Genomic DNA, 14,134 nt, shown 5'->3' with positions numbered 1-14,134 from the left:
CAGCGGCCGGCACTACCCTGGCTTACTTGCTGCTGACGTACTTCTCGCGGCGGATCTGCGGGTTGCCCAGGCCGGCGGCCTTCAGCAGCTCGGCGCAGGCATCGACCATGTCCGGGTTGCCGCACAGGTAGGCGATGTCGGTGGCCGGGTCCGGCGTGAAACCGGCCAGCGCCTGCTGCACGTAGCCGTGCTGTACATCCGGGTGCGGTTCGGCCGGCAATTCGCGCGACAGGCACGGAACATAGCGGAAGTTCGCGTGCTTTTCGGCGAAGCTGTAGAAATCTTCGCTGTACAGCAGCTCGCCCGGGCTGCGCGCGCCCTGCAGCAGCACGATCTGCACATCGCGTTCGGCCATGGCCTTTTCCAGCAGCGGCAGCATGGAACGGTACGGGGTAACGCCGGTACCGGTGGCGATCAGCAGGTAACGGGCGTTGTGGTCACCGGGATTCAGGCAGAACCGGCCATAGGGGCCGGACGCACTGATCTGGCCGCCCGGCTCCAGTGCCTCGAACAGGGCCGTGGCAGCACCACCGGGCACGAAACTGACCGCGATATCCACCGCCTCGCCCGGGCCCAGCGCATGGTCGTGGATGGTCGCCAGCGAGTAGCTGCGCTTGGTTTCGGTGCCGTCGGCATAGCTGAAATGGACCTGGATGAACTGGCCGGGCTGGAAATCCAGTGGCTGTCCATCATCACGCACGAACTGGTAGTGGCCGACGGTCGGGGCCAGCATGCGGCAGCCGACCAGCTTGAGGGGGAATTGAACAGGCACGACTTTTCGGGACAGTGTGTAGCCGGGGCAAGCCCTCGGGGTCTTCTATAATAGCCCCTCCCCGCCCCTCTCCAGCGCCAGCCCATGGGCGCGAAGGCTTCGAGCTTGGCATCCCAGAACGATACGGCGCCCGCCCTGCGCGTGCGCGACCTGCGCAAGACCTACGACAACGGCACCCAGGCCCTGAAGGGCGTTTCCCTGGAAGTGGCCCCGGGCGACTTCTTCGCCCTGCTCGGCCCCAACGGGGCCGGCAAGTCGACCCTGATCGGCATCATCAGCTCCCTGGTCAACCTCAGCGAGGGCCAGGTGGAGGTGTTCGGCAGCGACCTGGTGCGCAACCGCAGCGCGACCATGCGCCTGATCGGGCTGGTGCCTCAGGAAATCAACTTCAACCTGTTCGAGAAGCCCTTCGACATCCTGGTGAACTACGCCGGCTTCTATGGCGTGCCGCGCGAGGAAGCCGAGCAGCGCGCCGAAGAGGAACTGAAGCGCGCGCACCTGTGGGAAAAGGCACAGGTGATGAGCCGCACGCTGTCCGGCGGCATGAAGCGCCGGCTGATGATCGCCCGCGCGATGATGACCCGCCCGCGCCTGCTGATCCTGGACGAACCGACCGCCGGCGTGGACATCGAGATCCGCCGCGACATGTGGCGCGTGCTGAAGGAGATCAACGGTGCCGGCACCACGATCATCCTCACCACGCACTACCTGGAAGAGGCCGAGTACCTGTGCCGCCACCTGGCGATCATCAACCATGGCCAGATCGTCGAACAGGGGCCGATGCGCACCCTGCTGGCCAAGCTGGACGTGGAAGGCTTCCTGCTGGACATCGACGGTGACCTGCCGGCGCAGCTGCCGGTGATCGAGGGCGCGACGCTGACCGCCCCGGACCCGCACACGCTGGACATCGATATGCCACGCGCGATGGACCTCAACCGCGTGTTTGCGACGCTCAACGCGTCCGGTATCCGCGTGCGTTCGATGCGTACCAAGAGCAACCGCCTGGAGGAGCTGTTCGTGCGCCTCACCGGCAACATGGAGAAGCCCGCATGAGCACCACCGAGCTGACCGACGGCCAGCGCAACCGCATCGCGCTGATGACCATCGTGCGCCGCGAAGTCGCCCGCATCATGCGCATCTGGGGCCAGACCCTGGTGCCGCCGGCGATCACCATGACCCTGTACTTCCTCATCTTCGGCAACCTGATCGGGTCGCGCGTGGGTGACATGGGCGGCTACACCTACATGCAGTTCATCGTGCCGGGCCTGGTGATGATGAGCGTGATCCAGAACAGCTACGGCAACATCAGCTCCTCGTTTTTCGGCGCCAAATTCGGCCGCCACGTCGAAGAGCTGCTGGTCAGCCCGATGCCGAACTGGGTGATCCTGTGGGGCTATGTGGCTGGCGCGGTGCTGCGCGGCCTGATGGTGGGCGTGATCGTGCTGATCATCGCGATGTTCTTCACCCCGGTGCGCATCCCGCACCCGCTGGTGATGCTGACCACGGTGATCCTGGGCGCGACGATCTTCTCGCTGGCCGGTTTCATCAACGCGGTGTATGCGAAGAAGTTCGATGACGTGGCGATCGTGCCGACCTTCATCTTGACCCCGCTGACCTACCTGGGTGGCGTGTTCTATTCGGTGAAGCTGCTGCCGGGCTGGGCCGAAGCAGCCACGCATGCGAACCCGATCTTCTACATGGTCAATGCGTTCCGCTATGGCCTGCTGGGCAGCAGCGATGTGCCGCTGCCGGTGGCCTACGGTCTGATGATCGGTTTCGTGGTGGTGCTGACGGCGCTGGCGCTGTGGCTGCTGCGTCGCGGCGTGGGCATGCGCAGCTGAGTTTTGCCTGCAGGGCCTGCGGCCCTGCACCCGCTGAATCAACGTCAACTTCAACGGCAAAAGCTGACTATCCGGGGGATGGCGGGGTGGGTCCGGTTGCGGGGGACGCCGTGAATCCGTCCATGGAGGCTCGGTCGCGCCATCCATGGCGCTCACGCCCCCGCAACCGGACCCACCCCGCCTTCGACAAATTCCTGCGATCTGCCGGGGAGCCGTTCTGCGCTGCTGTTGGTAGGTGTCGACCTTGGTCGACACGATGGATCCAAGCCATGCGTGGATGAAGCGATCTCTGTAGAGCCAAGCCGATGCTCGGCTCTTTTTTTGCCCGCAATCTCCGGCACAATCGCAGATCTGATTCCCCCAGAAAGCGGTGAACGTGCAATGCGCATCCTGATCCTCGGCGCCGGCGGTACCGGCGGTTACTTCGGTGGTCGCCTGGCCCAGGCCGGCGTGGACGTGACCTTCCTCGTGCGCCCCGCGCGCGCCGCACAGCTGGACCGCGATGGCCTGGTGATCCGCAGCCCGCTCGGCGATGCCAACTTCCCGGTGCAGCACGTCACCGCCGATGCGCTGCCCGCATTGGCCGCGCAGAAGCCGTTCGACCTGGTCATCCTCAGCTGCAAGGCCTACGACCTCGACAGCTCGATCGACGCCATTGCTCCAGCCGTGGGCGCGAACACCACCGTGCTGCCGATCCTCAACGGCCTGCACCACTACAACGCGCTGGACCTGCGCTTCGGCCGCGACGCCGTGCTCGGCGGCCTGTGCTTCATCAGCGCCACCAAGGCCCCCGACGGTGCGGTGCTGCACCTGGGCAAGCCGGCCAAGCTCACCTTCGGCGAGCGCGATGGCGGCGCGGCGTCCGCACGCGTGCGTGCCTTCGCCGCAGCCTGCGCGCAGGCCCATCTTGATCACCTGGCGAGCGAACACATTGGCCAGGAACAGTGGATCAAGTACACCTTCCTGACCGCGCTGGCCGCCGCGACCTGCCTGCTTCGCGCGGATATCGGCACCATCGTCGCCACCGATGATGGCGAGGCGATCGTGCGCGGCCTGTACGACGAATGCCTGGCCGTGGCCGAAGCTGCCGGTGAGCCGATTCCAGATGCCGCGCAGGACACCGCACGCGGCACCCTCACCCAGGCGGGCTCGGCACTGAAGGCGTCGATGCTGCGGGATCTGGAAGCCGGCCAGCAGGTAGAGGCCGAACAGATCGTCGGCGACATGCTGGCGCGTGCACGCAAGGCCGACCAAGAAGCCCTGCTGCTGCAGGTCGCCTACAGCAGCCTGCAGGCCTACCAGGCACTGCGCGGCGCGTGAGCCTCCCGTTGCAGGCCAGCGCGCTGCCTATGCGGGTGCTGATCCTCGGTATGGGCTGGAGCGGATGCGTGCTGGCCCCGCATCTGCAGGCGCGGGGCGTGCACGTCGTCGGCACGGTGCGTAACCCCTCGTCGGCGCCGGACGATGGCCTGCTGCGGCATCAGCTGCACGCTGACTCCCCACCGTCGCCCGCCCTGCTCGATGAGGTCGCGCAGGCCGAGGCCGTGCTGTGCAGCGTGCCGCCAGATGCCGCGGGCGACCCGGCACTGCGCCTGCTGCTGCCGGCTCTGCGGGCCAGCCCGGCACTGCGCTGGGTGGGCTATCTGTCGTCCACGTCGGTGTATGCCGATCGGGCCGGCGGCTGGGTTGACGAGCGCAGCGCAGCCGATGCCACCGAAGCAGCCGGCGTGCAGCGCCTGCGTGCCGAAGCGCAATGGCGTGCGCTTGCAGAGGTACGTGGCATCGCTTCGGCGGTGTTCCGCCTGCCCGGCCTGTACGGGCCGGGGCGCAATGCGTTGCTGCAGTTGGCGCAGGGGCGTGCACGCCACGTGGTGCGCCCTGGCCTGGTGTTCAACCGCCTGCACGTGGATGACCTGGCAACGGTCGTTATCGCGTCGATGCAGCGGCCGTGCGTGGAGGGGCTATACCTGCCGGCCGACGACGAGCCGGCACCACCGCAGGATGTGCTGGCCTTCGCCGCGAAGCTGGGCGGGTTTGCGATGCCACCTGCCGTGGCGTGGGACGACCCTGCACTCAGCCCGACGCTACGGCGCTTCTACGAGAGCAACAAGCGCATCGACAGCCGTGGCACGCGTGTGGCGCTGGGGTGGGCACCGCGGTTTCCAACGTATCGGGAAGGGCTGCAGGCGCTGGCCGCTTCGCTCGCCGGGCATGGCCCGGCGCTACCGGACAGCGCTTTGTAGAGCCGAGCCCATGCTCGGCTGCTCTTTGCGTCTTTCGCGCTGCGCGCGATAAGCCGAGCATGGGCTCGGCTCTACGGATCAACCGGCGTCGGGCAGGCGGAAGAACGCACGCGTCGCCGCAGTCGCATTGGCCGCCGTCACTGCAACGTCCTCGCCACGGTCACGTGCCAGTTCTTCCACGATATGCGAAAGGAACATCGGTTCGTTGCGGCGGTCCTTCGGCATCGGCTTCAGCGTGCGCGGCAGCAGGTACGGTGCGTCGGTCTCGATCATCAGGCGGTTGGCCGGGATGTTCTTCACCAGTTCGCGCAGGTGCGCGCCACGGCGCTCGTCACACAGCCAGCCGGTGATGCCGATGTACCAGTCCTGATCCAGGTAGTCGAACAGTTCGTCGCGTTCGCCGGTGAAGCAATGCACCACCGCCGGGCCGATGCGGCCTTCGAAGTTCTTCATCTGTGCCATGAAATCGGTATGCGCATCGCGCTGGTGCAGGAACAGCGGCTTTCCATTCTCAGCGGCCAGCTGCAGCTGTCGCTCGAAGGCACGGTGCTGCGCCGGGCGCGGCGAGAAGTCACGGAAGTAGTCCAGCCCGCACTCACCCACGGCCACAACTTCCGGGTGGGCATGCAGCGCGCGCATCTCGGCATCACATTCCTCGGTGTATTCCACCGCATGATGCGGGTGCACGCCGGCGGTGGCATACAGAAAGCCCGGGTGCTGCTGCGCCAGCTGCACGGCCAGCGGCGAGTGCTCGCGGCTGGCACCGGTGATGACCATCTGCACCACGCCGGCCTGCCGTGCGCGGTCCAGCACGGCATCGCGGTCGCGGTCGAAGGAGTCGTGGGTCAGGTTGGCGCCGATATCGATCAGGTGCATGGTCATCGCGGGGGAAAAGTGCCCGCGCATTGTACCTGCGCCCGCCATGGCCCCTTATCCTTTGCCCATGAATGCCCCGCTCTTCCCGATTTTCCCGCTGCTGCCGCAGATCCAGCAGCACCTGGCCGTGCAGCCACGGCTGGTGCTGGAAGCCCCGCCCGGCGCCGGCAAGACCACCCAGGTACCACTGGCCCTGCTCGAAGCGCCATGGCTGCAAGGCCGGAAAATCATCCTGCTGGAGCCGCGCCGGGTCGCCGCACGCAGCGCCGCGCTGTTCATGGCACGGCAGCTGGGCGAGGAGGTCGGTGGCACGGTCGGCTACCGTATCCGCTTCGAGAACAAGGTTTCGGCGCGTACGCGCATTGAAGTCGTCACCGAAGGCATCCTGACCCGCATGCTGCAGGAGGACCCGATGCTGGAAGAGGTCGGTGCGATCCTGTTCGACGAATTCCACGAGCGCCATCTCAGCGGTGACCTCGGCCTGGCGCTGGCGCTGGACGTGCAGGCGCAGCTGCGCGATGACTTGCGCCTGGTAGTGATGTCGGCCACGCTGGATGGCGAGCGCCTGGCACGCTTCCTCGATGCGCCGCGGCTGAGCAGCGAGGGCCGCAGCTACCCGGTGACGGTCAGCCATTTCCCGGCGCGCCGCGATGAGACGCTGGAACTGCAGGTGCGCCGCGCGGTGCAGCAGGCCCTGGCCGATCACCCCGGTGACCTGCTGGTGTTCCTGCCCGGCCAGCGCGAGATCGCGCGCGTCCAGGCCGGCCTGCAGGAGTCACTCGATGGCAACGTCGAGGTGCTGGCGCTGCATGGCGAGCTGCCGGTGGAACAACAGGCGCGCGTGCTGCAGATGGCCAGCGATGGCCGCCGTCGCGTGGTGCTGGCGACCAACGTGGCCGAGTCGTCGGTGACCCTGCCCGGCGTGCGCGTGGTGATCGACAGCGGCCAGGCGCGCGAACCGCGCTACGACCCCAACAGCGGCTTCACCCGGCTGGACGTGGTGTCCATCGCCCAGGCGTCGGCCGACCAGCGCGCCGGTCGCGCCGGTCGCGTGGCCGAAGGCGTGGCCTGGCGGCTGTGGCCGCAGTCGCAGCGATTGGAGCCGCAGCGCCGCGCCGAGATCGACCAAGTGGAACTGGCCGGACTGGCGCTGGAACTGGCCGCGTGGGGCAGCAGCGACCTGCGCTTCCTCGACCCGCCACCGGCCGGCCCGATGGGTGCGGCGCGCGAACTGCTGCAACGCCTGGGTGCACTGTCGGACTCGGGCGCGATCACCGCACTCGGGCGCCGTGTACTGGCGCTGGGTACGCACCCGCGGATGGCGGCGATGCTGCTGGCAGCGCCCGATGCCCGCGCGCAGGCGCTGGCCACCGATCTGGCCGCCCTGCTGGAAGCGCGCGACCCGCTGCGCCAGGGCGGTGACGCGCTGGCGAGCCGCTGGCGCGCACTGGCTGCGTTCCGCAATGGCCGCATACCGGGCGATGCCAACCGCAGCGGGCTGGCCGCCATCGATGCCGCCGCCAGGCAGTGGCGTCGCCGCCTGCGCTGCGAAGCCACGCCGCCGGCCAGCATCGAGGCCCATGAGCTGGGCGACCTGCTCGCGCACGCCTTCCCAGACCGGATTGGCGTCCAGCATCCCAGCGATCCATTGCGCTACCTCCTGGCCAATGGCCGCAGCGCGCGCCTGCACGAGCTGAGCGACCTGCGCGGCGAGCCGTGGCTGGTGGCCAGCGAACTGCGCTTCGAGGCGCGCGATGCGTTGTTGCTGCGTGCCGCACCGGTAGATGAAAGTGCTCTGCGCCATGCGTGGCCGGAGCGCTTCGTCACCGAAGACGTAGTGCGTTGGGACAGCGAACGCCGCGCCCTGGTTGCGCTGCGCGAGACCCGTTTCGACCGCATAGTGCTGGACAGCCGCTCGGCCGGCCGGGTCGATCCACAGCACGCCGCGCAGGCACTGACCGACGCGGTGACCGAACTCGGGTTGCAGGCCCTGCCGTGGACCGAGAGCCTGCACCAGTGGCAGGCGCGGGTGGAATCGCTTCGACGCTGGATGCCGGAGCTCGGCCTGCCCGACTGCAGCGACGATGCCCTGCTGGCCACGCGCGCACAATGGCTGCAGCCCGCGTTCGCCGGCAGGACGCGACTGGATGCGCTGGATGAATCCAGCTTCGGCGAGGCGCTGAAATCGCCACTGGAGTGGTCACAACGGCAGTTGGTCGAGCGTCATGCGCCGACCCGCATCACCGTGCCGTCCGGACTGGAGCGGCCGATCACCTATGCGCTGGACAGCGAGAGCGGCGAACCGCTGCCGCCGGTGCTGGCGGTGAAGCTGCAGGAACTGTTCGGCCTGGCCGACACGCCGCGCATCGCCGATGGCCGCGTGCCGCTGACCCTGCACCTGCTCTCCCCCGGCGGCCGCCCGCTGCAGGTCACCCAGGACCTGCGCAACTTCTGGGAAAGCACCTACGCCGAGGTGAAAAAGGAAATGAAGGGCCGTTACCCGCGCCATCCGTGGCCGGATGACCCGTGGACGGCCACGGCCACGCATCGGGCCAAGCCGCGCGGGACGTAGCCGGACCCTGCCTGATCCTGAATGGCTGCGGTAAAGTCACACCGCGTGCCACCTCGACTGACATACCGTTTACGGACAACACGCGACACTGGACTTCGACCCGAGGCAAAGGACCCCCGCATGAGCAAGCTGACCGTAATCACCGACCGCGCTCTGGAGCGCGCCCTGGACCTGGCCCACAGCGCCGGCGACGGCCTGAAGAGTGCCGGTGGCAGCCTGCGCCACCTTGGGCCGCAGGCCAGTGACTGGATCAAGACCGGCGCGGCGCTGGGCGCCGTCAAGACCGGTGGCAAGGTGGCCACCAAGTTCGCCCGGCGCAACCCGGCGGTGACCATTGCCGCCGCTGCGGTGGGTGTCGGCCTGCTCGGCTATGCGCTGTACCGCAAGCAGCAGAAGAAGAAGGCCGCCAACGGCCACGTGGTGAATGGCCAGGCGCAGCGCATCAATGCGCGTGACCGCCGCAACGACACCGTGGTGGACGAGCACAGCGATATCGGCAGCGACGCCTGAGTCTGCCGGGGTCGGCTTCCTTCCGCAGGAACTGAGCCCATCAGCCCGCTATGAGGGCCGGATACCGTAGGGTATCCGGCCCTTCCTGTTTCAGCCGATCTGCCGCCACTGCCCCGGCTGCAGGTCGTCCAGGCGGTAGGGTCCCATCGACACGCGGACCAGCCGCAGCGTCGGCAGGTTCACCGCCGCGGTCATCCGCCGCACCTGGCGGTTGCGGCCCTCGCGGATCGTGATCGCCAGCCAACTGTCGGGCACGGTCTTGCGGAAGCGCACCGGCGGATCGCGTGTCCACAGCGACGGGGACGGATCGAGGCGCTCGATCTTCGCCGGCAGGGTCGGTCCGTCATTCAGCTCCACCCCATCGCGCAGCCGTTGCAGCTGCTCATCGCTGGGGGTGCCTTCCACCTGCACCCAGTAGGTCTTGTCGGCCTTATGCCTGGGGTCGGTCAGCTTGTGCGCCAGCGTACCGTTATCCGTCAGCAGCAGCAGGCCTTCGCTGTCATGGTCCAGGCGACCGGCGGCATACACGCGCGGCGGCAGGCCGAACCCGGCCAGCGTCGGCCGCGGCGGTACGCTGCGGTCGGTGAACTGGCAGAGCACGTTGAAGGGCTTGTTGAAGGCGATCAGCATTGCGGGCACGACGGGCGGCAGGTGCAGCATTGTCCCATGCCGCGCAACCTCGGCCGAGCGCGGGCCCGGTGCTGCCGGGCATCACGCCGGCCGAGGCTGCGGCGCGATCAACCGAAGACCTTCCACTCCAGCAGGAAAGAGCCCAGCACCAGTGCGATGCCGCACGCCGCGATGACATTGGCCCGGCGCCGCAGGCGAACCGGCGGCGGATTCATGGCACGCGCACGCTCCTCCAGCAGCGCACCGGCAAACAGCACGGCAAACCCCACGGTCGCCACCAGGTCGTAGGCATGGCCACCGTAGAACACGAAGTCAATCAGCCGCGCCAACACCAGCACTGCAACAGCGATATAGAACACCTTCTTCAACTGTCCACTCCATTGGCAGCAGGGCCGGGCCACGCCCGGCGGATACACGTTACGTCCATTGTGACGCCGCAGCGCTCACCGGGCGCAGCCCGGCGCCGCCCGCTACGGCTTGATGAAGCGCAGGGTCATGCGGTCGCTTTCACCGATCGCCTGGTACTTCGCATCATCGGCCTTGTCGTGCTGGTTGGTCGGCGGCAGCGTCCACACGCCGTTCGGGTGGTCCTTGGTGTCGCGCGGGTTGGCGTTGACCTCGCTGCGTGCATCCAGCTTGAAACCAGCCGCCTCGGCCATCGCGATCACCTGCTGCTGGCCGACATAGCCGGTGTCATCATCGTCGGCTACGTCGGCCTTGGCACGATGCTCGACCACGCCCAGCACGCCGCCCGGCTTGAGCACGTTGAAGAAGCCCTGGAACATGCCCTGCGCCTGGCCGGCCTTGCGCCAGTTGTGCACGTTGCGGAAGGTCAGCACCACATCGGCTGAATTGGCCGGGCCGAACACCGGCTTGGCCGGATCGTAGGCGACCACGGCAGTCTTGCCGAACTGTGCCGGCGCACCGGCGTACTTCTTCTCCAGGCTGTCGCGGCTGCGCTGCTGGTAGTCACGGCCGCGGCCTTCGGGCACCGCCATCGGATCGACCACCGCAGCAACGTAGTGGCCCTTGTCGTGCAACAGCGGCGCCAGGATCTCCGAGTACCAGCCGTTGCCGGGGGTGATCTCGATGACGGTCTTTTCCGGTGCCACCTTGAAGAACGACAGCGTCTGCGCCGGATGACGGAAGCCATCGCGCTTGACGTTGTTGGCATCACGGGTCGACGCCTTCACCGCCGCATCGATGGCCGGCGACACCTGGATCTTCGCCGGCACCACCGTGGCCGGTGCGGCGAACGCGGGAACAGCGGCAAGCAGGGCGGAGGCAAGCAGCAGGCGGCAACCACGCAGGGACGAAGAGGGCATCATCGGGACGACTCCAACGGAAGATGCGGCGAGACTAGCAGCCGCGGCGTCCCAGGTGTTCACAAAACGTTAGCGGCGTGCGCGGCGCGGAACACTGTTTTGTGGTCACCGCCGCAGCACGGTCACACTACGCGTTCTATTCTGGAGCACTTCCCCCAAGGAGTCCGTGCCCATGACGGCAACCCGCGAACTGGGCCGTTCCGGCCTGCATGTACGTCCGCTCGCCTTCGGTGGCAACGTGTTCGGCTGGAGCGCCGATGAAAAGGCCAGCTTCGCCCTGCTCGATGCCTTCGTCGACGCCGGCTTCAACCTGGTCGACACCGCCGATGTGTATTCGGCCTGGGTGCCGGGCAACGCCGGCGGCGAATCGGAAACGCTGATCGGCAAATGGTTCGCGCGCAGCGGCAAGCGCGACAAGGTGGTGCTGGCGACCAAGGTGGCCAAGTGGGCCGAACGCCCCGGCCTGACCCCGGACAACATCAATTCGGCGGTCGAGGATTCGCTGCGCCGCCTGCAGACCGACGTGATCGATCTGTACCAGGCCCACGAGGATGACGAGTCGACGCCGCTGGAAGCGACCCTGGCTGCGTTCGGCCGGTTGATCGAAGCTGGCAAGGTGCGTGCGATCGGTGCTTCCAACTACAGTGCCACGCGCCTGGCCGATGCGCTGAAGGTGTCCACCGACTACAGGCTGCCGCGTTACGAAACGCTGCAGCCGGAGTACAACCTGTATGACCGCGCCGGCTACGAAAAGGAACTGGAACCGCTGGTGCAGCGCGAACAGATCGGCGTGATCGGCTACTACGCGCTGGCCAGCGGCTTCCTCAGCGGCAAGTACCGCGCGCCGGCCGATGCGGCCAAGAGCCCGGCGCGTGGCGAGAACGTAGTGAAGCGCTATCTGAACCCGCGCGGCCTGCGCATCCTGCAGGCGCTGGATGACGTGGCCAGCAAGCACGGCGCCAGCGCCGCACAGATCGCGCTGGCGTGGCAGATCGCGCGGCCGTCGATCACTGCGCCGATCGTCAGCGCCACCAGCGTCGAACAGCTGCACGATCTGCTGGCAGCGGCCAACCTGTCGTTGAGCGTGCAGGACGTCGCGCAGCTGGATGCCGCCAGCGCGGAAGCCTGAGTTGTAGTGCCGGCCGCTGGCCGGCATTGCACAACAGCGAAGAAAATAATTGAACAAAATGGTTGCGCGCGACTAAATCGTGGTTTATCGTGCGCACCTCGTTTCAACAACCACTGGAAAACTCCCTTGAACGCGCACTCCGTCGCCACCGCCAAACTACTGCCATGCCTGCGCATGGACGTGCTGGCGCGCGCGTTCGGCAAGGAAGACCAGCTGACAACGGCCTGATATCCGCCCTGCGGAGATCGGCCACCCCGATCTCCGAGGCCTGACGACGCCCTCGGAACGCAAGTCCCGGGGGCGTTTTCGTTTGCGTCGGCACAAGGACCCGCGATGCCAGAACTGCACCCCGCGCGGCAACCCGCCGCTCACTGACCCAGGCTTTTCCCGCCCCGCCGAAGGATTTACTTCGCGCGACCGGCAGCGCCTGGACATTATCTGCATCGCACCCAAACATTATCGCTCGCCGATAATGTCGGTGGCCTGCACCCTCGATTCTCCAACGGTCCCGTTTCCACCACGGGCTGGTGCGCGCGGCGTTGCCGTGGCGTATGCCGGAGGTCGCGGACATGCCATCGCCTGGATCGCCTGCTGGAGGCAGGCGCCGGTTCGCCGGTACGCGGTTCGATTCCGCGCGGTCCCCAACTGGATAGCTCAGCTTGGTCAGAGCAACGGATCCTGATTCCGTCTGTCGTGGGTTCGACTCCCACTCCAACCACATGACCTGTCACGTCATGACTTGAAGCAACACCCGGGGCGCAAGCCCCAGCAGCCATCGTCGCCGTCCACCGCCATCGCCTTCGGGCGGGGCCTGGAAGGCAACGGACCGCACGCCGGGCCCCGGCCCGCCGCCACTGCCAGCCACGTTCCGCCCCGGTGCTGCCTGCCGGGAACGACGATGGCAGCACTGCCGGTGCACCGATGGCCCCGCGCGCGGACCATCCGCCGATGGCCGCCCTCTTCCGCAGGCGGCACAGCGTGTGCCGCCTGTCCTGCCACGACCGGTTCGACCCGGGTCATGGCATTCATTCCATCGGGTCGAATCACCAGAGCCATACAAGGAGAGACTCCCATGTTCTGGACCATCAAGGTCGTGATCGGCGACGGCGAGCGCGGCCTGGTGTATCGCAACCGTCGTTTCCAGCAGATCCTGCTGCCGGGCGTGCACCGCCTGTCGCCGTTCGGCGGCCGTCCGCACGTGGACATCCACACCGCATCGAAGGGCGCGGCCTACACCGGCAGCGACCAGGACAGCCTGATCGAAGCGCTGGGCGCACAGCTGGACACCCACTTCGTGCTGGCCAACGTCGGTGCCACCGAGGTCGGCCTGTTGCTGCGCAACGGCCGCATCGATGAAGTCCTGCCGCCGGGCAGCCGCCGTCTGTACTGGCGCGGTTCGGTCGATACCCAGGTGCAGGTAATGGCGTTGGGTGACGAGCCGCGCATTCCGGCCGACGTGCAGCAGCGGCTGGGTCAATTGGGCGTGCTGCCGCGTGTGGCGGTGATCAGCACCGTGCCGAGCGAGTCGGTGGGCCTGCTGTTCATCGATGGCACGCTGCGGCAGACGCTGGACGCCGGCCTGCACGCGTTCTGGAACTTCAACGGCAACGTGTCGGTGGAGCGCGTGGAACTGCGTGCACGTTCGCTGGACGTGTCCGGCCAGGAACTGCTCAGCCGCGACAAGGTCACCCTGCGGGTGAACCTGGCCGCGACCGTGCAGGTGGTCGACCCGGTGCGTGCACACCGCACGCTCAGCAATGGCGATGAGTTCGTCTACCGGCAGCTGCAGTTCGGCCTGCGCCAGGCGATTGCCGCGCGCAGCCTGGACGAGCTGCTGGGCGACAAGGCGGCGCTGGACGGCGAGATCGCCTCACATGTGCAGGCGGCAATCGAGGGCCACGGCGTGCGGTTGCTCGGCGTCGGCATCAAGGACGTGATCCTGCCGGGCGAGATGAAGGAGATCCTCAACGGCGTGGTGCTGGCCGAGAAGCAGGCCCAGGCCAGCGTGATCCGTCGCCGCGAGGAGGCCAACGCCACGCGATCACAGCTCAACACCGCAAAGCTGATCGAGGACAACCCGGTGCTGATGCGCTTGAAGGAGCTGGAGGCACTGGAGAAGGTCACCGAGAAGATCGACACGCTCACCGTGTTCGGCGGCCTGGATGGCGTGCTGAAGCAGCTGGTGACGATCAGGTAGGGGGTAGCGGCGGCGCAGGGACGCGCCGCCGGCCCATCA

Annotated in this window: 13 protein-coding genes and 1 tRNA gene; 9 read left to right on the top strand and 5 right to left on the bottom strand. The window is 67.4% G+C overall.

Features of this window, described 5'->3' with window-relative positions:
• Positions 1–22: 22 nt before the first annotated feature.
• The gene (locus AC5P8C_RS05575) at positions 23–772 is read right to left on the bottom strand and encodes a ferredoxin--NADP reductase (protein ID WP_019661680.1); all 750 of its coding nucleotides are present in this window, start codon (positions 770–772) and stop codon (positions 23–25) included.
• Positions 773–856: 84 nt separating this feature from the next.
• Between AC5P8C_RS05575 and AC5P8C_RS05570 the strand changes: the two genes are divergently transcribed.
• The 4 genes from AC5P8C_RS05570 to AC5P8C_RS05555 all read left to right on the top strand — a co-directional run bounded on the left by AC5P8C_RS05570 (position 857) and on the right by AC5P8C_RS05555 (position 4,856).
• Positions 857–1,825, top strand: a complete 969-nt coding sequence (locus tag AC5P8C_RS05570) for an ABC transporter ATP-binding protein (protein WP_019661681.1) — start codon at positions 857–859, stop codon at positions 1,823–1,825.
• Positions 1,822–2,613: an ABC transporter permease gene (locus AC5P8C_RS05565; RefSeq protein ID WP_005411568.1), complete on the top strand. Its 792-nt coding sequence runs from the start codon at positions 1,822–1,824 to the stop codon at positions 2,611–2,613. Before AC5P8C_RS05570 ends, AC5P8C_RS05565 begins: the two co-directional genes overlap by 4 nt.
• A gap of 381 nt (positions 2,614–2,994) precedes the next feature.
• A complete protein-coding gene (gene panE, locus AC5P8C_RS05560; protein ID WP_019661682.1) occupies positions 2,995–3,933 on the top strand; it encodes a 2-dehydropantoate 2-reductase in 939 nt (312 codons plus the stop codon).
• A gap of 29 nt (positions 3,934–3,962) precedes the next feature.
• Positions 3,963–4,856 (top strand): Rossmann-fold NAD(P)-binding domain-containing protein, encoded by an 894-nt coding sequence (locus AC5P8C_RS05555; RefSeq protein WP_019661683.1) that lies wholly within the window; start codon positions 3,963–3,965, stop codon positions 4,854–4,856.
• 78 nt (positions 4,857–4,934) lie between these two features.
• Here the strand turns inward: AC5P8C_RS05555 and AC5P8C_RS05550 are convergent, their stop codons facing one another.
• Complete coding sequence (locus AC5P8C_RS05550) at positions 4,935–5,732, bottom strand: TatD family hydrolase (protein WP_026347219.1); 798 nt, start codon at positions 5,730–5,732, stop codon at positions 4,935–4,937.
• Positions 5,733–5,799: 67 nt separating this feature from the next.
• On the opposite strand from AC5P8C_RS05550, the gene hrpB reads away from it, so the two are divergent.
• Positions 5,800–8,304 (top strand): ATP-dependent helicase HrpB, encoded by a 2,505-nt coding sequence (hrpB, locus tag AC5P8C_RS05545; protein WP_495218418.1) that lies wholly within the window; start codon positions 5,800–5,802, stop codon positions 8,302–8,304.
• Between the two features lie 120 nt (positions 8,305–8,424).
• Positions 8,425–8,814, top strand: a complete 390-nt coding sequence (locus tag AC5P8C_RS05540) for a hypothetical protein (protein ID WP_019661686.1) — start codon at positions 8,425–8,427, stop codon at positions 8,812–8,814.
• Positions 8,815–8,904: 90 nt separating this feature from the next.
• Here AC5P8C_RS05540 and AC5P8C_RS05535 read toward each other — a convergent pair whose 3' ends face one another.
• The 3 genes from AC5P8C_RS05535 to AC5P8C_RS05525 all read right to left on the bottom strand — a co-directional run bounded on the left by AC5P8C_RS05535 (position 8,905) and on the right by AC5P8C_RS05525 (position 10,772).
• Positions 8,905–9,444 (bottom strand): pseudouridine synthase, encoded by a 540-nt coding sequence (locus tag AC5P8C_RS05535; RefSeq protein WP_164144069.1) that lies wholly within the window; start codon positions 9,442–9,444, stop codon positions 8,905–8,907.
• Between the two features lie 107 nt (positions 9,445–9,551).
• Complete coding sequence (locus AC5P8C_RS05530) at positions 9,552–9,803, bottom strand: hypothetical protein (protein ID WP_224329425.1); 252 nt, start codon at positions 9,801–9,803, stop codon at positions 9,552–9,554.
• 111 nt (positions 9,804–9,914) lie between these two features.
• The gene (locus AC5P8C_RS05525) at positions 9,915–10,772 is read right to left on the bottom strand and encodes a class I SAM-dependent methyltransferase (RefSeq protein WP_164144057.1); all 858 of its coding nucleotides are present in this window, start codon (positions 10,770–10,772) and stop codon (positions 9,915–9,917) included.
• A 169-nt stretch (positions 10,773–10,941) separates the two neighbouring features.
• Between AC5P8C_RS05525 and AC5P8C_RS05520 the strand changes: the two genes are divergently transcribed.
• The 3 genes from AC5P8C_RS05520 (at position 10,942) to AC5P8C_RS05510 (ending at position 14,095) form a co-directional block, all read left to right on the top strand.
• Entirely contained in the window at positions 10,942–11,898 is a 957-nt protein-coding gene (locus AC5P8C_RS05520) for an aldo/keto reductase (RefSeq protein WP_233653567.1), read from the top strand.
• 646 nt (positions 11,899–12,544) lie between these two features.
• Positions 12,545–12,616 (top strand) — tRNA-Gln (locus tag AC5P8C_RS05515).
• A gap of 354 nt (positions 12,617–12,970) precedes the next feature.
• A complete protein-coding gene (locus tag AC5P8C_RS05510; protein ID WP_019661690.1) occupies positions 12,971–14,095 on the top strand; it encodes a slipin family protein in 1,125 nt (374 codons plus the stop codon).
• Positions 14,096–14,134 lie beyond the last annotated feature (39 nt).

The sequence above is a fragment of the Stenotrophomonas sp. YJH_SMC_46 genome, from assembly GCF_059370315.1.
Note: the sequence above shows the minus strand (reverse complement) of the source record. Positions and strands in the feature narration are given on the sequence as shown.

Bases quoted from the DNA above. Each gene is read 5' to 3' on its own strand.
- AC5P8C_RS05535 (WP_164144069.1), bottom strand. From the start codon at position 9,444: ATGCTGATCGCCTTCAACAAGCCCTTCAACGTGCTCTGCCAGTTCACC.
- hrpB (WP_495218418.1), top strand. From the start codon at position 5,800: ATGAATGCCCCGCTCTTCCCGATTTTCCCGCTGCTGCCGCAGATCCAG.
- AC5P8C_RS05540 (WP_019661686.1), top strand. From the start codon at position 8,425: ATGAGCAAGCTGACCGTAATCACCGACCGCGCTCTGGAGCGCGCCCTG.
- panE (WP_019661682.1), top strand. From the start codon at position 2,995: ATGCGCATCCTGATCCTCGGCGCCGGCGGTACCGGCGGTTACTTCGGT.
- AC5P8C_RS05550 (WP_026347219.1), bottom strand. From the start codon at position 5,732: ATGCACCTGATCGATATCGGCGCCAACCTGACCCACGACTCCTTCGAC.
- AC5P8C_RS05520 (WP_233653567.1), top strand. From the start codon at position 10,942: ATGACGGCAACCCGCGAACTGGGCCGTTCCGGCCTGCATGTACGTCCG.
- AC5P8C_RS05570 (WP_019661681.1), top strand. From the start codon at position 857: ATGGGCGCGAAGGCTTCGAGCTTGGCATCCCAGAACGATACGGCGCCC.
- AC5P8C_RS05565 (WP_005411568.1), top strand. From the start codon at position 1,822: ATGAGCACCACCGAGCTGACCGACGGCCAGCGCAACCGCATCGCGCTG.
- AC5P8C_RS05555 (WP_019661683.1), top strand. From the start codon at position 3,963: ATGCGGGTGCTGATCCTCGGTATGGGCTGGAGCGGATGCGTGCTGGCC.
- AC5P8C_RS05510 (WP_019661690.1), top strand. From the start codon at position 12,971: ATGTTCTGGACCATCAAGGTCGTGATCGGCGACGGCGAGCGCGGCCTG.
- AC5P8C_RS05525 (WP_164144057.1), bottom strand. From the start codon at position 10,772: ATGATGCCCTCTTCGTCCCTGCGTGGTTGCCGCCTGCTGCTTGCCTCC.